General features: G+C 71.2%; 22 protein-coding genes. 18 read left to right on the top strand and 4 right to left on the bottom strand.

Annotation, left to right across the window (positions count from 1 at the left end):
• Positions 1–108: 108 nt before the first annotated feature.
• A complete protein-coding gene (locus ACFXDJ_RS16635; protein ID WP_384849337.1) occupies positions 109–954 on the bottom strand; it encodes an ABC transporter permease in 846 nt (281 codons plus the stop codon).
• Positions 951–1,832, bottom strand: coding sequence for an ABC transporter ATP-binding protein (locus ACFXDJ_RS16630; RefSeq protein ID WP_384663743.1), 882 nt, complete (start codon positions 1,830–1,832; stop codon positions 951–953). Before ACFXDJ_RS16630 ends, ACFXDJ_RS16635 begins: the two co-directional genes overlap by 4 nt.
• 137 nt (positions 1,833–1,969) lie before the next feature.
• Between ACFXDJ_RS16630 and ACFXDJ_RS16625 the strand changes: the two genes are divergently transcribed.
• The 3 genes from ACFXDJ_RS16625 to ACFXDJ_RS16615 all read left to right on the top strand — a co-directional run bounded on the left by ACFXDJ_RS16625 (position 1,970) and on the right by ACFXDJ_RS16615 (position 4,905).
• On the top strand, positions 1,970–2,587 hold the full coding sequence (locus tag ACFXDJ_RS16625; protein ID WP_384849334.1) for a vitamin K epoxide reductase family protein: 618 nt from the start codon (positions 1,970–1,972) through the stop codon (positions 2,585–2,587).
• Between the two features lie 41 nt (positions 2,588–2,628).
• On the top strand, positions 2,629–3,984 hold the full coding sequence (locus ACFXDJ_RS16620; protein ID WP_384849331.1) for a replication-associated recombination protein A: 1,356 nt from the start codon (positions 2,629–2,631) through the stop codon (positions 3,982–3,984).
• 207 nt (positions 3,985–4,191) lie between these two features.
• Positions 4,192–4,905: an HNH endonuclease family protein gene (locus ACFXDJ_RS16615; RefSeq protein WP_384849328.1), complete on the top strand. Its 714-nt coding sequence runs from the start codon at positions 4,192–4,194 to the stop codon at positions 4,903–4,905.
• Here the strand turns inward: ACFXDJ_RS16615 and ACFXDJ_RS16610 are convergent.
• Entirely contained in the window at positions 4,902–5,792 is an 891-nt protein-coding gene (locus tag ACFXDJ_RS16610) for a DUF2470 domain-containing protein (protein WP_384664074.1), read from the bottom strand. The genes ACFXDJ_RS16615 and ACFXDJ_RS16610 overlap by 4 nt on opposite strands.
• 55 nt (positions 5,793–5,847) lie before the next feature.
• Here ACFXDJ_RS16610 and rpsD point away from each other — a divergent pair, with 55 nt between their 5' ends.
• Complete coding sequence (rpsD, locus tag ACFXDJ_RS16605) at positions 5,848–6,459, top strand: 30S ribosomal protein S4 (protein ID WP_008740451.1); 612 nt, start codon at positions 5,848–5,850, stop codon at positions 6,457–6,459.
• Positions 6,460–6,492: 33 nt separating this feature from the next.
• Here rpsD and ACFXDJ_RS16600 read toward each other — a convergent pair whose 3' ends face one another.
• Positions 6,493–8,802: an ATP-binding protein gene (locus ACFXDJ_RS16600; RefSeq protein ID WP_384849325.1), complete on the bottom strand. Its 2,310-nt coding sequence runs from the start codon at positions 8,800–8,802 to the stop codon at positions 6,493–6,495.
• A 169-nt stretch (positions 8,803–8,971) separates the two neighbouring features.
• Here ACFXDJ_RS16600 and ACFXDJ_RS16595 point away from each other — a divergent pair, with 169 nt between their 5' ends.
• From ACFXDJ_RS16595 to nusB, 14 genes are all read left to right on the top strand, one after another.
• Positions 8,972–9,421, top strand: a complete 450-nt coding sequence (locus ACFXDJ_RS16595; RefSeq protein ID WP_384657403.1) for a DUF948 domain-containing protein — start codon at positions 8,972–8,974, stop codon at positions 9,419–9,421.
• 7 nt (positions 9,422–9,428) lie between these two features.
• Positions 9,429–9,764 carry a DUF6167 family protein gene (locus tag ACFXDJ_RS16590; RefSeq protein WP_384657400.1) on the top strand — a complete coding sequence of 112 codons (336 nt, stop codon included), beginning with the start codon at positions 9,429–9,431 and terminating at the stop codon, positions 9,762–9,764.
• Positions 9,764–12,433, top strand: a complete 2,670-nt coding sequence (gene alaS / locus ACFXDJ_RS16585) for an alanine--tRNA ligase (protein WP_384849322.1) — start codon at positions 9,764–9,766, stop codon at positions 12,431–12,433. The genes ACFXDJ_RS16590 and alaS overlap by 1 nt, the downstream gene beginning before the upstream one ends.
• Before the next feature lie 2 nt (positions 12,434–12,435).
• Entirely contained in the window at positions 12,436–12,906 is a 471-nt protein-coding gene (gene ruvX, locus ACFXDJ_RS16580; RefSeq protein WP_384849319.1) for a Holliday junction resolvase RuvX, read from the top strand.
• Between the two features lie 127 nt (positions 12,907–13,033).
• A complete protein-coding gene (gene mltG / locus ACFXDJ_RS16575) occupies positions 13,034–14,818 on the top strand; it encodes an endolytic transglycosylase MltG (RefSeq protein ID WP_384849316.1) in 1,785 nt (594 codons plus the stop codon).
• A 6-nt stretch (positions 14,819–14,824) separates the two neighbouring features.
• Positions 14,825–15,649, top strand: coding sequence for a shikimate dehydrogenase (locus ACFXDJ_RS16570; RefSeq protein WP_384849313.1), 825 nt, complete (start codon positions 14,825–14,827; stop codon positions 15,647–15,649).
• 37 nt (positions 15,650–15,686) lie between these two features.
• Positions 15,687–15,878, top strand: a complete 192-nt coding sequence (locus tag ACFXDJ_RS16565) for a hypothetical protein (protein ID WP_384661386.1) — start codon at positions 15,687–15,689, stop codon at positions 15,876–15,878.
• Positions 15,879–15,993: 115 nt separating this feature from the next.
• Complete coding sequence (gene aroC, locus ACFXDJ_RS16560) at positions 15,994–17,178, top strand: chorismate synthase (RefSeq protein ID WP_384661383.1); 1,185 nt, start codon at positions 15,994–15,996, stop codon at positions 17,176–17,178.
• A 29-nt stretch (positions 17,179–17,207) separates the two neighbouring features.
• Entirely contained in the window at positions 17,208–17,690 is a 483-nt protein-coding gene (locus ACFXDJ_RS16555) for a shikimate kinase (RefSeq protein WP_384661401.1), read from the top strand.
• Positions 17,687–18,778: a 3-dehydroquinate synthase gene (gene aroB / locus ACFXDJ_RS16550; protein WP_384849310.1), complete on the top strand. Its 1,092-nt coding sequence runs from the start codon at positions 17,687–17,689 to the stop codon at positions 18,776–18,778. Before ACFXDJ_RS16555 ends, aroB begins: the two co-directional genes overlap by 4 nt.
• 95 nt (positions 18,779–18,873) lie before the next feature.
• Entirely contained in the window at positions 18,874–19,635 is a 762-nt protein-coding gene (locus tag ACFXDJ_RS16545; RefSeq protein WP_384849307.1) for an AAA family ATPase, read from the top strand.
• Positions 19,636–19,710: 75 nt separating this feature from the next.
• Positions 19,711–20,820 carry a M24 family metallopeptidase gene (locus ACFXDJ_RS16540; protein WP_384661374.1) on the top strand — a complete coding sequence of 370 codons (1,110 nt, stop codon included), beginning with the start codon at positions 19,711–19,713 and terminating at the stop codon, positions 20,818–20,820.
• A gap of 59 nt (positions 20,821–20,879) precedes the next feature.
• A complete protein-coding gene (gene efp, locus ACFXDJ_RS16535) occupies positions 20,880–21,446 on the top strand; it encodes an elongation factor P (RefSeq protein WP_384661371.1) in 567 nt (188 codons plus the stop codon).
• Positions 21,447–21,448: 2 nt separating this feature from the next.
• Complete coding sequence (gene nusB / locus ACFXDJ_RS16530) at positions 21,449–21,886, top strand: transcription antitermination factor NusB (RefSeq protein WP_330295407.1); 438 nt, start codon at positions 21,449–21,451, stop codon at positions 21,884–21,886.
• The last annotated feature ends 120 nt before the right edge of the window (positions 21,887–22,006 follow it).

The following is a 22,006-nucleotide window of genomic DNA, read 5'->3' as shown; positions in this document are numbered from 1 at the left end:
GGGGAGCCGCTGCGCGGAGCTCTCCCCGCCCCGCCCTTTCGCCATTTCCCGGGGCTCTGCCCCGGACCCCGCGCCTCAAACGCCGGCGGGGCTGAAATGCCACGCCCGTCAGCCGTCGCGGTGGGTCTTCCATTTGAAGGTCAGCCGGCACAGCACCAGACCTCCGAGGACCCAGGCGCCCAGGACCAGGGCGACCCGTCCGTATTCCCAGCCGCCGGTCTGTTCGAGAACGGCGGCCGACTGGGGCAGGAACACCCCGCGCAGCCCCTGGCACATCCACTTGAGCGGGAACAGCGCGCCGATGTTCAGCAGCCAGTGGGGGATCTGGCTGATCGGGATGTAGACGCCCGAGATGAACTGGAGGACCAGGAAGGGCAGGACCACCACCGAGCTCGCGCTCTTGCCGGACTTGGGCAGACTGCTGATCGCGATGCCGAGCAGGGCGCAGCCGGTCAGGCCGAGGACGAAGATCCAGGCGAAGGTGAGCCACTTCGCGGCGGTGCCCGGGAGGTCGAGGCCGAAGAGCGTGGCGCCGACGAGCAGCAGGATCGCGGTCTCGGCGAGCCCGGTGGCGAGCACCATCCAGACCTTGCCGAGGAAGTACGCGGCCGGGGGCATCGGGGTACCGCGCAGGCGGCGCAGCACCTTCTCGTCCCGTTCCACGGCGATGGAGATGCCGAGCGACTGGAAGCTCGTGGACATGATCCCGGCGGCGACCATGCCGGCCGCGTAGAGCTGGGAGGCGGTGATCCCGGTCCCTTCGACCGTGCCGCTGAAGATGGAGGCGAAGAGGGTGAGGAAGACGATGGGGAAGGCGAAGGTGAAGATCACCGCGTCGCGCTGACGGGAGAACTGCTTGATCTCCAGGGCCCCGCGGCTCAGGCCCAGGGCCCAGGCGCCGGGCAGCGCCTTCCCGGTCGCCGCACTCGCGCCGCTCGTACCGGTCGTGTTCATCGGGCGTCCTCCGGCTGCTGCGCGGTCGCGGGTACGAGCTGTCCCGTGAGGCGCAGGTACACGTCCTCCAGGGTGGGCCGGCCGATCCTCAGCCCGGGGATCTCGCCGTCGAAGCGGGCCATCAGCTCGGCGACCGTACGGGTGGGGGTCTCGGTGTCGGTGCTGCGCGGGGTGCCGTCGGCCTCGGTCCACTCGACGGTGGCGCCGGCGCCGAACCGGGAGCGCAGCTCGGCCGGTTCGCCCTCGGCGAGGACCTTGCCGTTCGCGATGACCGCGAGGCGGTCGGCGAGGGCCTCGGCCTCCTCCAGGTAGTGCGTGGTGAGCACGATGGTGGTGCCCTCGGCGGCGAGCAGCCGGATCAGGTCCCAGAACCGGCGCCGGGCCGCCGGGTCGAAGCCGGTGGTCGGCTCGTCGAGGAGCAGCAGCTCGGGACCGCCGATGACGCCGAGCGCCACGTCGAGCCGCCGCCGCTGGCCGCCCGAGAGCGCCTTCACCCGCTGGTCGCGCTTGTGCTCCAGGCCGACCAGGGCGATGACCTCGGCCGGGTCGCGCGGGGCGGGGTAGTAGCGGGCGAAGTGTTCGACCGTCTCGCGGACCGTCAGTTCCGCGGGCGCCGACTCGTCCTGCCAGACGATCCCGACGCGCGAGCGCCAGGCCCGCCCGGCGGTGGCCGGGTCCGCGCCGAGCACGCTGACCTCCCCGCCGTCCCGTTCCCGGTGGCCCTGGAGGATCTCCACCGTCGTGCTCTTGCCGGCCCCGTTGGGCCCGAGGAGTCCGAAGACCTCGCCCCGCCGGATCGTCAGATCAAGTCCGTCCACCGCGGTGACCTCGCCGTACTGCTTGCGAAGCCCCCGCACCCGCACCGCGTTCTGTGTCATGTCTCAAATGGTCCGGCGGAACACGCCCGACCGGTCCCCCCGTGCATACGCTCTTATGCCCAGCGAACGGTGGACACCCGGATCCGTACGGCACAATGGCCGGTGCTTGTGGACCTTGAAGATGTGGAGCGGGCGGTATGACGACACGAGGTACGGACGCAGACACCGCCCCGAGGACCGCCGTCGGCGGCAGCCGGGCGCTGGCCCTGCTGCTGGTGATCACCGGAGCCGCGGGCCTGCTCGCCGCCTGGGTCATCACGATCGACAAGTTCAAGCTGCTGGAAGACCCGAACTTCACCCCGGGCTGCAGCCTCAACCCGATCGTGTCCTGCGGCAACATCATGAAGAGCGACCAGGCGTCCGCCTTCGGCTTCCCGAACCCGATGCTGGGACTGGTCGCCTACGGGATCGTCGTCTGCGTCGGCATGGGCCTGCTCGCCCGCGCCCGCTTCCCGCGCTGGTACTGGCTGACCCTGAACGCCGGAATGCTCTTCGGCGTCGGTTTCTGCACCTGGCTGATGTACCAGTCGCTGTACAACATCAACTCGCTGTGCCTGTGGTGCTGCCTGGCCTGGGTCGCCACCATCGTCATGTTCTGGTACGTCACCTCGCACAACGTCCGCAACCGCATGCTGGGGGCCCCCGGCTGGCTGCGCGCCTTCTTCGACGAGTTCACCTGGGTGCTGCCCGTCCTGCACATCGGGATCATCGGAATGCTGATCCTGACCCGCTGGTGGGACTTCTGGACCTCCTGAGCGCGGGCAGCCCTGTCGGTGGCCTCGCATAGGCTTCCGGTGTGGAACCAGATCTCTTCACCGCCGCCGCCGAGGACCGTCAGACGAAGAACCCCTCCAGTTCTCCGCTCGCCGTCCGGATGCGCCCGCGCAACCTGGACGAGGTCGTCGGCCAGCAGCACCTGCTGAAGCCGGGCTCGCCGCTGCGGCGGCTCGTCGGCGAGGGCGACGGGGGGCCGGCCGGGGCATCTTCGGTGATCCTGTGGGGTCCGCCGGGGATCGGGAAGACCACCCTCGCCTACGTGGTGAGCCAGGCGACCGAGAAGCGGTTCGTGGAGCTGTCCGCGATCACGGCGGGCGTCAAAGAGGTACGGGCGGTCATCGAGGGCGCCAAGCGGGCGGCCGGCGGCTACGGCAAGGACACCGTCCTCTTCCTCGACGAGATCCACCGCTTCAGCAAGGCGCAGCAGGACTCGCTGCTGCCGGCCGTGGAGAACCGCTGGGTCACGCTGATCGCCGCGACCACGGAGAACCCGTACTTCTCGATCATCTCCCCGCTGCTGTCGCGGTCCCTGCTGCTCACGCTGGAACCGCTGACCGACGACGACCTGCGCGCGCTGATGCACCGGGCGCTGACGGAGGAGCGGGGCCTGGGCGGCGCGGTGACGCTGCCCGAGGACGCGGAGGCGCACCTGCTGCGGATCGCGGGCGGCGACGCGCGGCGCGCGCTGACGGCGCTGGAAGCGGGCGCGGGCTCGGCGATCGCCAAGGGCGAGCCGGAGATCACCCTCCGGACGGTGGAGGAGGCCGTCGACCGGGCGGCGGTCAAGTACGACCGGGACGGCGACCAGCACTACGACGTGGCGAGCGCGCTGATCAAGTCGATCCGGGGCTCGGACGTGGACGCGGCGCTGCACTATCTGGCACGGATGATCGAAGCGGGGGAGGACCCGCGGTTCATCGCGCGCCGGCTGATGATCTCGGCGAGCGAGGACATCGGGCTCGCGGATCCCACCGCGTTGCCGCTCGCGGTGGCGGCGGCCCAGGCGGTGGCGATGATCGGCTTCCCGGAGGCCTCGCTCACGCTGTCCCACGCCACCATCGCGCTGGCGCTGGCCCCGAAGTCGAACACCGCCACGACCGCGATCGGCGCGGCGCTGGCGGACGTCCGGGCGGGGCTGGCCGGGTCCGTGCCGGCGCATTTGCGGGACGGGCACTACAAGGGGGCGGCGAAGCTGGGTCACGCCGTGGGGTACGTGTACCCGCACGACGTGCCGGGCGGTATTGCTGCGCAGCAGTACGCGCCGGACGAGATCCACGGGAAGCGGTACTACGAGCCGACGCGGTACGGGGCCGAAGCCCGCTACGCGGACGTGGTGGAAAAGGTCCGCGAGCGGCTGCGCGGCGCCGGGTCCTGACCTGCGGCGCCGTTGCCGGGGGCCAGCCCCCGGCCCCCCGCGCCTCAAACGCCGGCGGGGCTGAAAGATCGCCGGCGCGGAGCGCCGTGTAGTGAGCCGCGCCGGCGATTGAGGCGGGAACGGTGGAAGGGCGGGTAGGGGACGGCCCCGCGCAGCGGTGTCGTGTCGGAGGGGCGGGGCGTGGAGGCGGGGCCTAGGCTCCGGAGCATGGGACGTCGGGGTTCGCTCATCGCCGTGACGGCAGCGCTGCTGGTCAGCGGGTGCCACCACGGCGACGGGGAGACGGCTCAGGCCAGCGCGGCGCACTTCGCGGAGGCGCCGCTCGCCAGTGCCGGGTTTCCGCCCGATGCGGCCACCGCCAGGACCCAGCTGGCGAAGCTCACCGTCGAGTGGGGCAAGAACTGGGAGACGTACAAGCGGGAGAGCTTCGGCCGGTACTGGTCCGACGAGACGGACGCCGTCGGCGGGCGCAACGGGTGCGACACCCGGGACGACGTCCTGCGCAGGGACCTCAAGGAGCTGCGGGAGGGCGACCGGAACCCCTGCGTGGTCGTGTCCGGGACGCTGCACGACCCGTACACCGGCAAGGAGCTCCCCTATTACTACCGCCGCGCCTCGCAGATCCAGACGGACCACGTCGTCGCCCTCGGCGCCGCCTGGCGCGCGGGCGCGTACGCCTGGACCCCGGAGCACAGGCTGGCGTACGCCAACGACCTCGACGTGCTGCTCGCCGTGGACAAGCAGACCAACTACGAGAAGAGCAGCAAGACCGCCGACAAGTGGAAGCCGCCGGTCAAGGGCTACTGGTGCGAGTACGCGCGGCGCTACACCGGGATCAAGGCGAAGTACGCGCTGTCCGTGACCCCGCCGGAGAAGGAAGCGCTGAGCGAGATGCTCGGCACCTGTCCGGCCCAGGACTAGGCGAACAGGGTGCGCATCGCCCGGCGCAGTCCGCAGATGTCGCCGACCGGCTCGGGGAAGTCGAAGCGGGCGTCGAAGGCGGTGGCCCCGCGCGTGAAGCGCACCCGCAGGCCGAGGCGGTCCAGCGCGAGGGGGACCGCCGTCAGGTCCGCGCTCTCGCCCCGCGGGCCGAGCAGCGCGCACAGGTCGCCCAGCCGGTCTGCGTGCGAAGCGGCCAGGTGCTGGAGGATCTCCGTCTCGTGCGCCGTCATCGGGTCCGGCTCGGCCGCGGCCAGCAGCTCCGGGTCCACGTGCTCGGCGCCCCACAGGTCGTCCACCGAGATCTCGCCGACCTCCAGGCGCAGGAGCATCCACGCGGGCCGGTCGGCGTGGAGGGGGTCGAGGGATTCGGACAGCCCGAGGAGCTCGCCGACCGGGTGCCGCTCGGCCAGCAGCGCCGCGCAGGCCGCCCGGTCCGCGGCGCCCCGCACCGGAGTGAGCCACCCGGCGAGCCACGCGCGGCCTCGGATACGATGGGGCACGGACACCGGCGCCACATCCGTGATCTCGATCACGGCGGTGAGGTCGTCGTCCTGGGCGTGAGCGGCTGCCCTGGCAGCCGCGGATTCCCCTGATACCAGGAGAATCACGTCCCCGTCCGGGGTGACGGTCCTTGCGGCCGGCAGCCCTGTCCCGAGCTCCTCCCGGTCATAAGCACCCGGGAGCGTGAGGGATACTGAGGCGTTGGACTCTACGAGGGTTCGTACGCGTTCGGCTCCGGTGAGCTGCCGAACGCCTTCCCTGGGACGCGGCTGACCCTGCCAATCGTCGCCGAAAGCAGATCCTGTTTCGTTTGGATCTGAACTTCGGTGCGCACTGGGCAGGGGGATCCCATGTGGTCGAGACATTACGTCCTCCTCGCTAAGGTAAGCCTCACCTAACTTACATGGAGGTAGGTTCCACGTGAACCAGAAGCGACCCAAGGTCAAGAAGTCGCGTGCCCTCGGCATTGCGCTGACCCCGAAGGCCGTCAAGTACTTCGAGGCCCGCCCCTACCCGCCGGGCGAGCACGGCCGTGGCCGCAAGCAGAACTCGGACTACAAGGTTCGTCTGCTGGAGAAGCAGCGTCTGCGCGCTCAGTACGACATCTCTGAGCGTCAGATGGCCCGCGCGTACGACCGCGCCAAGAAGGCCGAAGGCAAGACGGGCGAGGCGCTGGTCGTCGAGCTCGAGCGTCGCCTCGACGCCCTGGTCCTGCGTTCGGGCATCGCCCGCACCATCTACCAGGCTCGCCAGATGGTCGTTCACGGCCACATCGAGGTCAACGGCGACAAGGTCGACAAGCCGTCGTTCCGCGTCCGTCCGGACGACGTCATCACGGTGCGCGAGCGCAGCCGCGAGAAGGTTCCGTTCCAGGTTGCCCGTGAGGGTGGCTACGCAGGCGAGGGCGAGACCCCCCGTTACCTGCAGGTCAACCTGAAGGCCCTGGCCTTCCGCCTGGACCGCGACCCGAACCGCAAGGAAATCCCGGTCATCTGCGACGAGCAGCTCGTCGTCGAGTACTACGCCCGCTGATCTCGTACCAGCGGCCGTAGCCTCACAGGCTGGTCAGCCCGCCGGTTCCCCCTTGGGGGAGCCGGCGGGTTTCCTGTTTCCCGGGTATCCCGCCGGAGCCCCGGCCGCCGTACGGGGTCTCGGCAGCGAGCCCGGGCCCGGGCCCGTCGGGGCGGCCACCGGCTCCGGCCCCCGCAGGGCCCGTTCCACCAGCGCGTCCACCGGCAGCGTCCGTCCGTGCCGGGCGCAGGACGCGTACCGCTCCGCGCCCAGCAGCTCGCCCGCCCGCTCCTGGCACATCAGCCGCGGGGCGTTGAAGTACCCCGAGCCGAACAGCTGCATCCCCACCCCGTCCCACATGGGCTCGGCCGCGCCCTGGAGCACCGCCGCCTCCGCCGGATGTCCCTCGGCGACCGTCACCAGCGCCAGCAGCTCCACCGCCAGCACCAGCCCCACCAGGTCCCGGAACGCGTGGTTGATCGCCACGCACTCGGTCAGCAGCCGCCGCGCCTCGGCCGTGGCGCCCGAATCCAGGGCCGCGTAGGCGAGGACGTACAGGGCGTAGGCCTTCGTCCAGCGCTCGCCGCGCTCCTCGCAGATGTCCCGGACCTCCTCGCACAGCGCGAGCGCCCCCGCCGGCTCCCCCTGGAAGGCCAGCGTCATCGCCAGCTCCACCTGGCACATCAGTACGTTGCTGTTCAGCTCGCCGGCCTCCCGGTAGCGCTCCAGCGCCCCGCCGAGCAGCTCCCGGGCCCGGGCCATGTCGTCCGAGATCAGCGCCAGGCAGCCCATCCGGTGCACCGCGTACGCCGCAGCCACCGGGTTCCCGCTCTGCGCGGCCCCGTCCCGGCACTCGTACAGGGCGCTCATCGAGGCCACCGCGTCACCTTGCAGCGCCGCCACGTACCCGAGCACCCACAGCGCCTTCAGCCGCGAGCTCTCGCACTCCCGCTCCCGGTCCGCGTCCGAGGGGCGGGCGAGGCCCAGCCCGAGCTCCGTGCTCAGGTCGAGCCCGAGGTCGAGCCCGAGGTCGAGCCCGAGGTCCAGGCCGTGCCCGGGGCCGCCCTCCAGGGTCCGGTCCAGCCAGTGCCGGCCCTCGGTGAGCCGGCCGCAGCCCGCCCAGTAGAACCACAGGGTGCCCGCCAGGTACTGGCCGAGGTGGATCTCCTCCGGCTCGTCCAGGCAGCACTCCAGCGCGAGCCGCAGGTTCGGCAGCTCCGCCTCCACCAGCGCGGCCACCTCCTGCTGGCGCGGGCTGAACCAGTCCAGCTCGCACCAGGTCGCCAGACCCATGTACCAGTCCCGGTGCCTGCGCCGCAGCCGGGTGGCGTCGCCCAGCGACTCCAGCCAGCCCGCCCCGTAGATCCGTACGGTCTCCAGCATCCGGTAGCGCACCCCGGCCGCCGTCTCCTCCCGGACCAGCAGGGACTGCCCCAGCAGCTCCCCGACCAGGTCCAGCACCGAGTCCACCGGCAGATCCGGGCCCGCGCACACGTACTCGGCGGCGTCCAGGTCGAACTGCCCGGCGAAGACCGACAGCCGGGCCCACAGCAGCCGCTCCGCGGCGGTGCACAGCTCGTGGCTCCAGCCGATCGCCGTGCGCAGCGCCCGGTGCCGGGGCAGGGCCCCGCGCCCGCCGCCCGTCAGCAGGCCGAAGCGGTCCTCCAGCCGGGACAACACCTGCGCGGGGGAGAGCGTGCGCAGCCGGCCCGCCGCCAGCTCCAGGGCCAGGGGCAGGCCGTCGAGCCGGGCGCACAGCTCGGCGAGCACCGTCCGGTTGGCCTCCGTCAGGGCGAAGGCCGGGTCGGCCGCCGCGGCCCGCTCGGTCAGCAGGGCCAGGGCCTGGTCCGGGTCCAGCGGGGCCAGCGGCCAGGACAGCTCCCCGTCGAGGGTCAGCGGGCGCCGGCCGGCCGCCAGCACCCGCAGGCCGGGGGAGCGGCGCAGGAGCTCCCGCACCAGGGCCGCGGTCTCGTCGACCAGCTGTTCGAAGCCGTCCAGGACCAGCAGCAGCCGCCGCTCGGCCAGATGTTCGGCGAGCACGGTGCGCAGCGGCCGCGTGGTGTGGTCGGTCAGGCCGAGCGACTCCGCGAGGGTCAGCTCCAGCAGCGCGGGATCCCGTACGCCGGCCAGCTCGGCCAGCCACACGCCGTCGCAGTAGCGTTCCTGCGCCGAGCCCTCCGCCGCCCTGGCCGCGGCCAGCACCAGCCGGGTCTTGCCGACACCGCCCGCGCCGGTCACCGTGACCAGCCGTGAGGAGTCCAGCAGTCGCCCCAGCTCGGCGAGTTCGACACCCCGCCCGACGAAGCCGCTCAGGTCCGAGGGAAGATTGCCCGGCGTCTTCTGTCCAATGGGTCTGTGTCGCATGGGACACGGAGGGTACTCGGCCGAATGCTCTGGGTACAAGGCGAGGCCGGGTCGGGGCCGGGCCGGGGACCCTAGCCCCGGAATTCCGGTACTGCGGCGGATCTCCGGCGCGATAGGGTCGGAGGACGACTTTTTCGCTTAGTGATCAATGTGTAGAGAGCGGTGTGACGTGTCCGGTGGAGAGGTGGCCGGGATCCTCGTGGCCGTCTTCTGGGCCATTCTGGTCTCCTTCCTCGCCGTGGTGCTGGCGAGGCTGGCCCAGGTGCTCAAGGCGACCACGAAGCTCGTGGCCGACGTGACCGACCAGGCCGTCCCGCTGCTCGCGGACGCCTCCACGACCGTCCGCTCCGCCCGCACCCAGCTGGACCGGGTCGACGCCATCGCGAGCGACGTCCAGGAAGTCACCTCCAACGCCTCCGCGCTGTCCTCCACCGTCGCGTCCACCTTCGGCGGCCCGCTCGTCAAGGTCGCGGCCTTCGGCTACGGCGTCCGCAAGGCGCTGGGCAAGGGCGGCGCGGGCGGGGCCGGCTCCGAGGACGTGCCGCGCAGGACCGCGCGACGTACCGTGATCGTTGGCCGTACGGTGCCGTCGCCCCGGCGCCGGAAGCAGAAGGGCTGAGACTCCGATGTTCCGCCGAGCCTTCTGGTTCACCGCAGGCGCAGCCGCCGGCGTGTGGGCCACCACCAAGGTCAACCGGCAGCTCAAGAAGCTGACGCCGGAGAGCCTCGCCGCCCAGGCCGCCGACAAGGCGGTCGAGGCGGGCCACCGCCTCAAGGACTTCGCCCTCGACGTCAAGGCGGGCATGTCGCAGCGCGAGGACGAGCTGAACGACGCACTGGGACTCCACCAGGATCCCGACCGGCCCGACAACGTCACCGCCCTTCCCGGGCCGCGGCGGCTGCGGGCCATCGAGCACGGCCAGACCAATAAGTTTTCGTACAACCGGAATGAGGACCACTGATGGAGTCGGCTGAAATTCGCCGCCGCTGGCTGAGCTTCTTCGAGGAGCGCGGTCACACCGTTGTCCCTTCGGCGTCGCTCATCGCGGACGACCCGACTCTGCTGCTGGTCAACGCGGGCATGGTCCCGTTCAAGCCCTACTTCCTCGGCGAGGTCAAGCCGCCCGGGTCGACGCTCACCAGCGTGCAGAAGTGCGTCCGTACCCCGGACATCGAAGAGGTCGGCAAGACCACCCGCCACGGCACGTTCTTCCAGATGTGCGGCAACTTCTCCTTCGGCGAGTACTTCAAGGAAGGCGCCATCAAGTACGCCTGGGAGCTGCTCACCAGCTCCGTGGCGGACGGCGGCTACGGCCTTGAGCCGGAGAAGCTCTGGATCACCGTCTACCTCGACGACGACGAGGCCGAGACCATCTGGCGCGACGTCATCGGCGTCCCCTCCGAGCGCATCCAGCGCCTGGGCAAGAAGGACAACTTCTGGTCCATGGGCGTCCCGGGTCCCTGCGGCCCCTGTTCCGAGATCAACTACGACCGCGGTCCGGAGTTCGGCGTCGAGGGCGGCCCGGCCGTCAACGACGAGCGCTACGTGGAGATCTGGAACCTGGTCTTCATGCAGTACGAGCGCGGCGCCGGCGACGGGAAGGAAGACTTCCCGATCCTCGGCGACCTGCCGTCGAAGAACATCGACACCGGTCTCGGTCTCGAACGCCTCGCGATGATCCTCCAGGGCGTACAGAACATGTACGAGACCGACACCCTGCGCGTGGTCATGGACAAGGCCACCGAGCTGACCGGCGTGCAGTACGGAGCCGCCCAGGGCACCGACGTCTCGATGCGCGTGGTCGCCGACCACATCCGCACCTCCGTCATGCTCATCGGCGACGGGGTCACCCCCGGCAACGAGGGCCGCGGCTACGTGCTGCGCCGCATCATGCGCCGCGCCATCCGCAACATGCGCCTCATGGGCGCCACCGGCCCGGTGGTCCAGGAGCTCGTCGACGTCGTGATCAACACGATGGGGCAGCAGTACCCGGAGCTCGTGACCGACCGCAAGCGCATCGAGACCGTCGCGCTCGCCGAAGAGGCCGCCTTCGTGAAGGCCCTGCGCGGCGGCACGAACATCCTCGACACCGCCATCACCGAGACCAAGGCCACCGGCGGCTCGGTCCTGGCCGGCGACAAGGCGTTCCTGCTCCACGACACCTGGGGCTTCCCGATCGACCTGACCCTGGAGATGGCCGCCGAACAGGGCCTCTCCGTGGACCAGGACGGCTTCCGCCGCCTGATGCAGGAGCAGAAGGACAAGGCCAAGGCCGACGCCAAGGCCAAGAAGACCGGCCACGCGGACATGTCCGCCTACCGGGAGATCGCCGACGGCTCCGGCGCCACCGAGTTCACCGGCTACGCCACCAACCAGGGCGAGTCCACCATCGTCGGGCTCCTGGTCAACGGCGTCTCCTCGCCCGCCGCCTCCGAGGGCGACGAGGTCGAGGTCGTCCTCGACCGCACCCCCTTCTACGCCGAGGGCGGCGGCCAGCTCGCCGACCAGGGCCGGATCAGGCTCGACACCGGCGCCGTCATCGAGATCCGCGACGTCCAGCAGCCGGTCCCCGGCGTCTCCGTGCACAAGGGCTCCGTCCAGGTCGGCGAGGTGACCGTCGGCGCCTCCGCCTACGCCGCCATCGACGTGAACCGCCGCCGGGCCATCGCCCGCGCCCACTCGGCCACGCACCTCACCCACCAGGCGCTGCGCGACGCCCTCGGCCCCACGGCCGCCCAGGCCGGTTCCGAGAACTCGCCCGGCCGCTTCCGCTTCGACTTCGGCTCCCCGAACGCCGTCCCCGGCTCGGTCCTCACCGACGTCGAGCAGAAGATCAACGACGTGCTCTCCCGCGAGCTCGACGTCACCGCCGAGATCATGAGCATCGACGAGGCGAAGAAGCAGGGTGCCATCGCCGAGTTCGGCGAGAAGTACGGCGAGCGCGTGCGCGTCGTGACCATCGGCGACTTCTCCAAGGAGCTGTGCGGCGGCACGCACGTCGGCAACACCTCCCAGCTGGGCCTGGTGAAGCTGCTCGGCGAGTCCTCCATCGGCTCCGGCGTGCGCCGCGTCGAAGCCCTCGTCGGCGTGGACGCGTACAACTTCCTCGCCAAGGAGCACACGGTCGTCGCCCAGCTCCAGGAGCTGGTCAAGGGCCGCCCGGAGGAGCTGCCGGAGAAGATCGCCTCCATGCTCGGCAAGCTGAAGGACGCCGAGAAGGAGATCGAGAAGTTCCGCGCGGAGAAGGTCCTCCAGGCCGCCGCCGGTCTCGCCCAGAACGCCCAGGACATCCACGGCGTCGCCCTCGTCGTGGGCACGGTGCCGGACGGCACCGGCGCCGACGACCTGCGCAAGCTGGTCCTCGACGTCCGCGGCCGCATTCCGGGCGACCGTCCGGCCGTGGTCGCGCTCTTCACCACGGCGAACGACCGCCCGCTGACCGTCATCGCCACCAACGAGGCAGCCCGCGAGCGCGGCCTCAAGGCCGGTGACCTGGTCCGTACGGCCGCCAAGACCCTCGGTGGCGGCGGCGGCGGCAAGCCGGACGTGGCCCAGGGCGGTGGCCAGAACCCGGCCGCCATCCCCGAGGCCATCAGCGCCGTCGAGCGCCTCGTCGTAGAGACGGCCTGAAGATGACACTGCGCCGCGGCCGCCGGCTCGCCATCGATGTCGGGGACGCCCGGATCGGGGTCGCCTCGTGCGACCCCGATGGGGTGTTGGCCACACCGGTGGAAACCGTACCGGGACGGGACATCCCCTTCGCCCACCGGCGGCTGCGGCAGCTCGTCGAGGAGTACGAGCCCATCGAGGTGGTGGTCGGCCTGCCCCGCTCGCTCAGCGGGCGGGAGGGGCCGGCGGCCGCCAAGTGCCGGGCCTTCGCCATGGAACTCGCCAAGGGCATCAAGCCCGTGACGGTCCGTCTGGTGGACGAGCGGATGACCACCGTCACCGCGGCCCAGGGGCTGCGGGCCTCGGGGCGCAACGCGAAGAAGGGCCGCTCGGTCATCGACCAGGCGGCCGCGGTGGTGATCCTTCAGAACGCTCTGGAGACCGAACGGGTATCAGGTAATCCGCCCGGTGAGTGCGTCGAAGTGGTTGTCTGATCGCGATACGGTAACGTTCCGCGCGATGTGACGGCATTCGAACAGCCGTTGCCCACCAGCAGAGGCGGAACAGGGTGTCGCGGCGGACGGAGCCGTGGCCAACGCCCCGCGGCGCGCTAGGGGATCGATGACTGAGTATGGCCGGGGCCCTGGCCCCCAACCGTGGCACCCCGAGGATCCCCAGTACGGGGACCAGGGGTGGACCGGGCACGAGGCCCAGCAGGGTCAGCAGCCCTACGTCGACGACCCGCAGCAGCAGCCACAGCACCCTCACTACGTGCAGCAGCAGCCGCAGCACCCCCAGTACGTGCAGCAGCACCCGGGCCAGTACCAGCAGGCCCCGTACCCGCAGGGCCAGCAGCCTCACGCCCAGCAGCCTCAGGCCCACCAGCCTCAATACGTGCAGCAGCAGGTCCCGCACCCGCAGCAGCACCAGGAGACGTACGGAGGCCAGGGCTGGGACACCGGCCAGGCCCAGGCCCAAGCCCATACCGGCATGGAAACCCATCCCGGTATGGAATACGTCGGCGTCTCGCAGGCCACCGACCCGTACGCGGGGGCGGAGCCGTACGCCCAGCAGCAGGCGGGCGGCTACCCCGGCGAGACCCCCGACCTCTACGGCACCCCCGATGCCTTTCCGCCGCCGCAGCCCCCGGGCCGGCGGCACCTGGAGCCCGAGGCCCAGTGGCAGGACGAGGACGTGAAGACCGACGAGGCCGAGGAGTCCTTCCTGGGCGGCGGCGGACGCGACGGGGGCGATGGCGGGGACGACGGCGAGCCCGGCGGCCGCCGCTCCGGCCGTTCCGGCGGCAAGCCGAAGAAGCGCAGCGGCATGGCCTGCCTCATCGCGGCCGTGGTCATCGTGGGCGTGCTCGGCGGTGGCGGCTACTACGGCTACAACTACATCAAGGACAAGTTCGGCGCGGCCGAAGACTACGCGGGCTCCGGCACGGACGAGACGGTCTCCGTGGAGATCCCCAAGGGTTCGGGCCTGGGCCAGATGGGCCGGATCCTCAAGGACGCGGGCGTGGTCGCGAGCGCCCAGGCCTTCGTCAACGCGGCCAACTCCGCCCCCGACGGCAAGGGCAAGGCGATCCAGCCGGGCATCTATCCGCTCAAGAAGAAAATGTCGGCGGCTTCCGTGGTCGCGGTCATGACGGACCCGACCAAGCTCCGGGTGATCACCGTCACCGAGGGCATGCGCAACACGAAGGTCTACACCGCGATCGACGAGAAGCTCGGCAAGCCCGCGGGCACCACGCAGGGCATCGCCAAGAACGAGGCCAAGAACCTCGGCCTGCCGGCGTGGGCGAACAACGACCCGAAGATCATGGACCCGCTCGAAGGCTTCCTGTACCCGGCGCGTTACGACCTGACCAACGAGAGCACGCCCGAGTCCCTGCTGAAGCAGATGGTCAAGAAGGCGACCGACAAGTACACGGAGCTCGGGGTCGAGGGCAAGGCCAAGGACCTGGGCCTGAGCAACCCGCTCCAGGTGATCACGGTCGCCAGCCTCGTCAACGCCGAGGGCATGAACCACGACGACTTCCGGAAGATGGCGGACGTGGTCTACAACCGCCTCAAGAAGACCAACGACGTCACGAACCAGAAGATCGAGTTCGACTCGACGTACAACTACATCAAGAACCAGAGCGAGATCAACTTCAACCTCAAGGAAGCCCAGGCGTTCGACCACCCGTACAACACGCACCACGTCAAGGGACTGCCCCCCGGCCCGATCGGGAACCCCGGCCTGGAGGCGCTGACCGCTACGCTCGACCCGGACCGCGGTGGCTGGATGTTCTTCGTGTCGGTCGACGGCAAGACGACGACCTTCAGCAAGACCTACGACGAGCACCTCAAGTTGGTCGCCGAGTTCCAGGAACGGCAGAAGCAGAAGAACGGCGGGTAGCAGGACATGTCACGGATACGGGCCGCGGTGCTGGGTTCTCCCATCGAGCACTCCCTCTCACCGGTGCTGCACCGCGCCGCGTACCGGGAGCTCGGCCTCGACGACTGGTCGTACGACCGCTTCGAAGTCGACGAGGCCGCGCTCCCCGAGTTCATCGCCGGGCTCGGCCCCGAGTGGGCCGGGCTGTCGCTGACCATGCCGCTCAAGCGGGCGATCATCCCGCTGCTGGACGACATCAGCGACACCGCCGCCTCCGTCGAGGCGGTCAACACGGTCGTCTTCACCGAGGACGGCCGCCGGGTCGGTGACAACACCGACATCCCCGGGCTGCTCTCCGCCCTGAGCGAGCGGGGCGTGGAGAAGGTGGAGTCCGCCGCCGTCCTCGGCGCGGGCGCCACCGCCTCCTCGGCGCTGGCCGCGCTCGCGCGGATCTGCACCGGCGAGGTGACCGCGTACGTACGCTCCGCGGCCCGGGCCGCGGAGATGCGGGAGTGGGGCGAGCGGCTCGGCGTGGACGTGCGGACGGCCGACTGGGCGGACGCCGCCGAAGCGCTGACCGCGCCGCTGGTCATCGCGACCACCCCGGCCGGCGCCACGGACGCCCTGGCGGCCGCCGTGCCCGCCCGGCCCGGCACCCTCTTCGACGTCCTCTACGACCCCTGGCCGACCGCCCTCGCGGCGGCCTGGTCGGGCCGTGGCGGCAAGCTGCTCGGAGGCCTGGACCTGCTGGTCCATCAGGCGGTGCTCCAGGTCGAGCAGATGACGGGACGCCCTGCCGCGCCCTTGGCGGCCATGCGGGCCGCCGGAGAGCGGGCGCTCGCCGCCCGTTAGGCTCCTCACCTGCTATTGCGGGGTTCGAGGGGGCTGTATGGACGGGTTCGGCACGGATCAGGTGCTGGCGTCGAAGTGGGACGCCGCGTACGCGGTCGGGGTCGTCCTCCGCGCCTTGTTCAGCACGCTGCCCGACTGGGCGAAGTGGATCATCGCCGGGCTGGGGGGCGCCACGGCCCTCTGGGAGGGCTGCCAGTGGTGGCGTCGGCGCCGTACCGCCGTCCGATAGCTGGACCGGAGGCCGGTGTAACGGCCCGGACATGGGAGGATCGGGGTGAAGGCGGGTCTGGGCCGCGCACCCGATCGCGCCATCGCTGGATCAGGCGCGAGCATGAGGAGCATCGTTGAGCAGGTTGCGTTGGCTGACGGCCGGAGAATCGCACGGCCCGGCGCTGGTGGCGACGCTGGAGGGTCTTCCCGCCGGCGTCCCGGTCACCACGGAGCTGGTGGCCGAACACCTGGCCCGGCGCCGGCTCGGCTACGGCCGCGGTGCCCGGATGAAGTTCGAGCAGGACGAGATCACCTTCCTCGGCGGTGTCCGCCACGGCCTGTCGCAGGGGTCCCCGGTCGCCGTCATGATCGGCAACACCGAGTGGCCCAAGTGGGAGACCGTCATGTCGGCCGACCCGGTCGACCCCTCGCTGCTCAAGGAAACCGGCCGCAACGCGGCGCTGACCCGACCGCGCCCCGGCCACGCCGACCTCGCCGGCATGCAGAAGTACGGCTTCTCCGAGGCCCGGCCGATCCTGGAGCGCGCCAGCGCCCGTGAGACCGCCGCCCGGGTCGCCCTCGGCGCCATCGCCCGGTCCTTCATCAAGGAGGTCGCGGGCATCGAGATCGTTTCCCACGTGGTGGAGCTGGCCTCCGCCAAGGCCCCGTACGGCGTCTACCCGACCCCCGCCGACGTCGAGAAGCTCGACGCCGACCCGGTGCGCTGCCTCGACGCCGACGCGTCGAAGCAGATGGTCGCGGAGATCGACCAGGCCCACAAGGACGGCGACACCCTCGGCGGCGTCGTCGAGGTCCTCGCGTACGGGGTGCCCGTCGGCCTCGGCTCGCACGTGCACTGGGACCGCCGCCTCGACGCGCGCCTCGCGGCCGCGCTCATGGGCATCCAGGCCATCAAGGGCGTCGAGGTCGGCGACGGCTTCGACCTGGCCCGCGTGCCCGGCTCGAAGGCGCACGACGAGATCGTCTCCACCCCCGAGGGCCTCAAGCGCACCACCGGCCGCTCCGGCGGCACCGAGGGCGGCCTGACCACCGGCGAGCTGCTGCGCGTCCGCGCAGCCATGAAGCCGATCGCCACCGTGCCCAAGGCCCTCGCGACCGTGGACGTGGCCACCGGCGAGGCCACCGTCGCGCACCACCAGCGCTCCGACGTGTGTGCCGTGCCCGCCGCCGGCATCGTCGCCGAGGCCATGGTCGCCCTGGTGCTGGCCGACGCCGTCGTGGAGAAGTTCGGTGGCGACTCCGTCCCCGAGACCCGCCGCAACGTCCGCTCGTACCTCGACAACCTCCAGATCCGGTGACCGGACCCCTGATCGTGCTCGTCGGCCCCATGGGGGCCGGCAAGTCCACGGTGGGCGAACTGCTCGCGGAGCGGCTCGGAGTCTCCTACCGGGACACCGACGCCGACATCGTGGCGGCGCAGGGCCGGGAGATCTCCGACATCTTCATCGACGAGGGCGAGCCGCACTTCCGTGAACTGGAGCGGGAGGCGGTCTCCGCCGCCCTCGCCGGGCACGACGGAGTGCTCGCCCTCGGCGGCGGCGCCATCCTCGACGACACGACGAGGGAGCTGCTGGCCGGCCGGCCCGTGGCCTATCTCTCGCTGGGGGTCGAGGAAGCCGTCCGGCGCGTGGGCCTCGGCGCCGCGCGCCCGCTCCTCGCCGTCAACCCGCGCCGCACGTGGCGCGAACTGATGGAGGCGAGGAGCTCCCTGTACACCGAAGTAGCGCGCGTCGTGGTGGACACCGACGACCGCACCCCCGAAGAGGTCGCCGACGCGGTCCTCGACGCTCTGGAGTTGAAGAACGCATGACAGACCAGGTGACGCGGATCCAGGTCGGCGCCAGCGCCGGACACGACGCGTACGAGGTGCTGGTCGGCCGGCAGCTGCTCGGCGAGCTGGGCTCCCTGATCGGCACCAAGGCCCAGCGGGTCGCCGTCATCCACCCCGAGGCCCTGGCCTCGACCGGTGAGGCGCTGCGCGACGATCTCGCCGCGCAGGGCTACGAGGCCGTCGCCATCCAGGTGCCGAACGCCGAAGAGGCCAAGACGGTCGAGGTGGCTGCGTACTGCTGGAAGGCGCTCGGCCAGTCCGGCTTCACCCGCACCGACGCCATCGTCGGCGTCGGCGGGGGAGCCACCACCGACCTCGCGGGCTTCGTCGCGGCTTCCTGGCTGCGCGGCGTGCGCTGGATCGCCGTACCCACCACCATCCTGGCGATGGTGGACGCGGCCGTCGGCGGCAAGACCGGCATCAACACCGCCGAGGGCAAGAACCTCGTCGGCGCCTTCCACCCGCCGGCCGGCGTGCTCTGCGACCTGGCCGCGCTGGAGTCGCTGCCGGTCAACGACTACGTCAGCGGCCTCGCCGAGATCATCAAGGCCGGATTCATCTCCGACCCGGTGATCCTCGACCTGATCGAGGCGGACCCGGCGGCGGCGCGCACGCCCGCCGGCCCGCACACGGCCGAGCTGATCTGCCGCTCCATCCAGGTCAAGGCGGACGTGGTCTCCAGCGACCTCAAGGAATCGGGGCTGCGGGAGATCCTGAACTACGGGCACACCCTCGCGCACGCCATCGAGAAGAACGAGCGCTACAAGTGGCGCCACGGCGCGGCCGTCTCGGTCGGCATGGTCTTCGCGTCCGAGCTCGGCCGCCTCGCCGGCCGCCTCGACGACGCGACGGCCGACCGGCACAAGGCGATCCTCGCCGCGGTGGGACTGCCGCTGACCTACCGGGGTGACCAGTGGCCCAAGCTGCTGGAGACCATGAAGCTCGACAAGAAGTCCCGCGGTGACCTGCTGCGTTTCATCGTCCTGGACGGGCTGGCCAAGCCGACCGTCCTGGAGGGTCCGGACCCGGCCGTCCTGATGGCGGCGTTCGGCGAAGTGTCGGCCTGATCCGTCCGACGGCGTGACCGCGTGACCCGCCGGGCCTCTCGGGTCATATAACGTTCTCGCATCAGTCGTGGCGGAACGAGACGGAGTGGCAGCGGATGCAGCACGGAGTGGGCGGGGGCTGGGAGCCGCCGCCGGGGGGTCGGCACCCGGCGGCGCCGTCGCGGCCGCCGGGACCCCCGGCACCGGGCTGGCCCGTGCCGCCCATGCCCATGCCGCCGACGCAGCTGCCGATGCCCGTGCCGGGAGTGCCGGACGGGTCCACCGGGCACGTCCCGCTGCCGCCCGCCGTCCCGGGCACGGGCGGGGCCACCCTCGCGGTCCTGCTCATCGGCCCCGCGGGTGCCGGCAAGACCACGGTGGCCCGCCACTGGGCGGGCACCCGGCCGGTCCCCACCGCGCACATCAGCCTGGACGACGTACGGGAATGGGTGTGCTCGGGGTTCGCCGACCCGCAGGCGGGCTGGAACGACCACTCCGAGGCCCAGTACCGCCTGGCCCGCCGCACCTGCGGCTTCGCGGCCCGCAACTTCCTGGCCAACGGCATCTCGTGCATCCTCGACGACGCCGTGTTCCCGGACCGCCCCGTCGTGGGCCTCGGCGGCTGGAAGCGCCACGTGGGGCCCGCGCTGCTGCCGGTGGTGCTGCTGCCCGGCCTGGAGATAGTCCTGGAGCGCAACGCGGCCCGCTCCGGCAACCGGCGGCTCTCCGACGAGGAAGTCGCCCGCATCCACGGCCGCATGGCGGGTTGGTACGGCTCCGGGCTGCCCATCATCGACAACTCCCACCTGGACATCGAGGGCACCGCCCGCGCCCTGGACGAGACCCTGGCCCGCGTCATCTCGGCTCCGGCCTACTGAGCCCCGGACCGGGCCGGCCCCCGTACGGCCGCGCTCACCAGGCCGGATGCGCGAGGCGCTCGTAGGCTCGGAAGCATGTCAGACGTGTACGCGGCCCGCCGGGGCCTGCTTCGCGACCGCTGCGCGGCCGCCGGGAACGCCGCCGCACTCATCACGCGTCCGGCGAACGTGCGCTACCTCTCCGGGGCGTCACCGCTGGGCGCCGTCCTGCTGCTCGGACCGGGCGGCGAGGACATGCTGTTCTGCGCCGGGCAGCCCACAGGGGAAGCCGACGAGGGGCGGCTCGACGAGCACCTGCGGCTCTCCGTGCTGGCCGGCCCAGGAGCGGATCCCGCCGTGGCGGCGGCCGACGCGGCCTGGTCCGCGCACGCAGAGTCCCTCGCCGTCGAGGAACACCACCTCACGGTCGGCCGCCACCGGGCCCTGGGCTCCGTGGCGCCCAGGCTCCGCCTGGCCGACCTCGGAACCGCCGTCGAACAGCAGCGCCTCGTCAAGGACGAGGAGGAGATCGCCTGTCTGCGGATCGCCGCCGAGATCGCCGACCAGGCCCTCGGTGAACTGCTGGAATCGATCCTGGTGGGCCGTACCGAGCGGCACCTCGCCCTGGAGCTGGAGCGCCGGCTCGTGGACCACGGGGCCGACGGTCCGGCCTTCCCGACCTCCGTCGGCACCGGCCCGCACTCCGGCCGCTCCCGGCACCGGCCTTCCGACCGCCGGGTGGAGGAGGGGGACTTCCTCTCCGTCTGCCTGGGCGCGAACTACCGGGGCTACCGCTGCGAGATCGGCCGTACCTTCGTGATCGGCACCACCCCCGCGGACTGGCAGATCGAGCTGTACGACCTGGTCTTCGCCGCGCAGCGGGCCGGGCGGGAGGCCCTGAAGCCGGGGGCCGCGTACCGAGACGTGGATCACGCAGCCCGCTCGGTACTCGACTCCGCAGGTCACGGCGAGGCCCTCGCGGCATGGATGGGACACGGAGTCGGTCTCGAAATCGACGAGGACCCGCAGCTTGCACCTACGGCCATGGGTAAACTGGACGCTTGCGTGCCGGTCACCGTCGAACCGGGGGTTCACCTCCCCGGCCGGGGAGGTGTCCGGATCGATGACACGCTCGTCGTACGCCCCGAGGCGGACGGCGGTCCCGAGCTACTCACCATTACGACCAAGGAACTGCTCGCGCTCTAGTCCGCCCCGGCGGAACGTGCGCGCAACCATGGTCTTCCAGTGCAGGAGATTCCCAAACCGTGGCTTCCACGAACGACCTCAAGAACGGCATGGTGCTCAAGCTCGACGGTGGCCAGCTCTGGTCCGTCGTCGAGTTCCAGCACGTCAAGCCCGGCAAGGGCCCGGCCTTCGTGCGCACCAAGCTCAAGCACGTGCTCTCCGGCAAGGTCGTCGACAAGACGTTCAACGCCGGCACGAAGGTCGAGACGGCCACCATCGACCGCCGTGACATGCAGTTCTCGTACATGGACGGCGAGTACTTCGTCTTCATGGACATGGACACCTTCGACCAGCTGATGATCGACAAGAAGGTCGTCGGCGACGCCGCGAACTTCCTGGTCGAGGGCTTCACCGCCTCCGTCGCCCAGAACGAGGGCTCGGTGCTCTACGTCGAGCTGCCGACCTCCGTCGAGCTCGTCATCGAGCACACCGACCCGGGCGTCCAGGGCGACCGCTCCACCGGTGGCACCAAGCCCGCCACGCTGGAGACCGGTCACGAGATCCAGGTCCCGCTGTTCGTCACCACGGGCGAGAAGATCAAGGTCGACACCCGCACCAGCGACTACCTCGGCCGGGTGAACAGCTAACCGTGGCTGCTCGGAGCAACGCGCGCAAGCGCGCTTTCCAGATCCTGTTCGAGGCGGACCAGCGCGGGGTCTCCGTGCGCGAGGTCCTCGCGGACTGGATCCGCCACTCGCGGTCGGACACCGACCGCCAGCCCGCGGTGAACGAGTTCACCATGGAACTCGTCGAGGGGTACGCCGACAAGGTGAACCGCATCGACGATCTGATCGCCACCTACGCCGTGGACTGGGACCTCGACCGCATGCCGGTCGTGGACCGGAACATCGTGCGTCTCGGTGCCTACGAGCTGATCTGGGTGGACGGCACCCCGGACGCCGTGGCCATCGACGAGGCCGTCCAGCTGGCCAAGGAGTTCTCCACGGACGAGTCGCCCTCGTTCGTGAACGGTCTCCTCGGCCGCTTCAAGGACCTCAAGCCGAACCTGCGTCGCAGCGAGAGCTGATACGCGCGCCGGACGGGCGAGAACGGCAGGGCCCCCCCCGGCCCCGCCGCGGGGGGCGCCCCCCCACGTCCGGGCGGGGCTGGCCGGGTCCGTGCCGGCGCATTTGCGGGACGGGCACTA

The organism is Streptomyces sp. NPDC059443 (assembly GCF_042750105.1).
Classification (GTDB): domain Bacteria; phylum Actinomycetota; class Actinomycetes; order Streptomycetales; family Streptomycetaceae; genus Streptomyces.
This window is presented reverse-complemented; position numbering and strand designations above follow the sequence as displayed.

Excerpts from the sequence above, each read along its gene's own strand:
- ACFXDJ_RS16635 (WP_384849337.1), bottom strand. The coding sequence starts at position 954 with ATGAACACGACCGGTACGAGCGGCGCGAGTGCGGCGACCGGGAAGGCG.
- ACFXDJ_RS16630 (WP_384663743.1), bottom strand. The coding sequence starts at position 1,832 with ATGACACAGAACGCGGTGCGGGTGCGGGGGCTTCGCAAGCAGTACGGC.
- ACFXDJ_RS16625 (WP_384849334.1), top strand. The coding sequence starts at position 1,970 with ATGACGACACGAGGTACGGACGCAGACACCGCCCCGAGGACCGCCGTC.
- ACFXDJ_RS16615 (WP_384849328.1), top strand. The coding sequence starts at position 4,192 with ATGGGACGTCGGGGTTCGCTCATCGCCGTGACGGCAGCGCTGCTGGTC.
- ACFXDJ_RS16610 (WP_384664074.1), bottom strand. The coding sequence starts at position 5,792 with ATGTCTCGACCACATGGGATCCCCCTGCCCAGTGCGCACCGAAGTTCA.
- ACFXDJ_RS16600 (WP_384849325.1), bottom strand. The coding sequence starts at position 8,802 with ATGCGACACAGACCCATTGGACAGAAGACGCCGGGCAATCTTCCCTCG.
- ACFXDJ_RS16590 (WP_384657400.1), top strand. The coding sequence starts at position 9,429 with ATGTTCCGCCGAGCCTTCTGGTTCACCGCAGGCGCAGCCGCCGGCGTG.
- alaS (WP_384849322.1), top strand. The coding sequence starts at position 9,764 with ATGGAGTCGGCTGAAATTCGCCGCCGCTGGCTGAGCTTCTTCGAGGAG.
- ruvX (WP_384849319.1), top strand. The coding sequence starts at position 12,436 with ATGACACTGCGCCGCGGCCGCCGGCTCGCCATCGATGTCGGGGACGCC.
- mltG (WP_384849316.1), top strand. The coding sequence starts at position 13,034 with ATGACTGAGTATGGCCGGGGCCCTGGCCCCCAACCGTGGCACCCCGAG.
- ACFXDJ_RS16570 (WP_384849313.1), top strand. The coding sequence starts at position 14,825 with ATGTCACGGATACGGGCCGCGGTGCTGGGTTCTCCCATCGAGCACTCC.
- ACFXDJ_RS16565 (WP_384661386.1), top strand. The coding sequence starts at position 15,687 with ATGGACGGGTTCGGCACGGATCAGGTGCTGGCGTCGAAGTGGGACGCC.
- ACFXDJ_RS16555 (WP_384661401.1), top strand. The coding sequence starts at position 17,208 with ATGGGGGCCGGCAAGTCCACGGTGGGCGAACTGCTCGCGGAGCGGCTC.
- aroB (WP_384849310.1), top strand. The coding sequence starts at position 17,687 with ATGACAGACCAGGTGACGCGGATCCAGGTCGGCGCCAGCGCCGGACAC.
- ACFXDJ_RS16545 (WP_384849307.1), top strand. The coding sequence starts at position 18,874 with ATGCAGCACGGAGTGGGCGGGGGCTGGGAGCCGCCGCCGGGGGGTCGG.
- ACFXDJ_RS16540 (WP_384661374.1), top strand. The coding sequence starts at position 19,711 with ATGTCAGACGTGTACGCGGCCCGCCGGGGCCTGCTTCGCGACCGCTGC.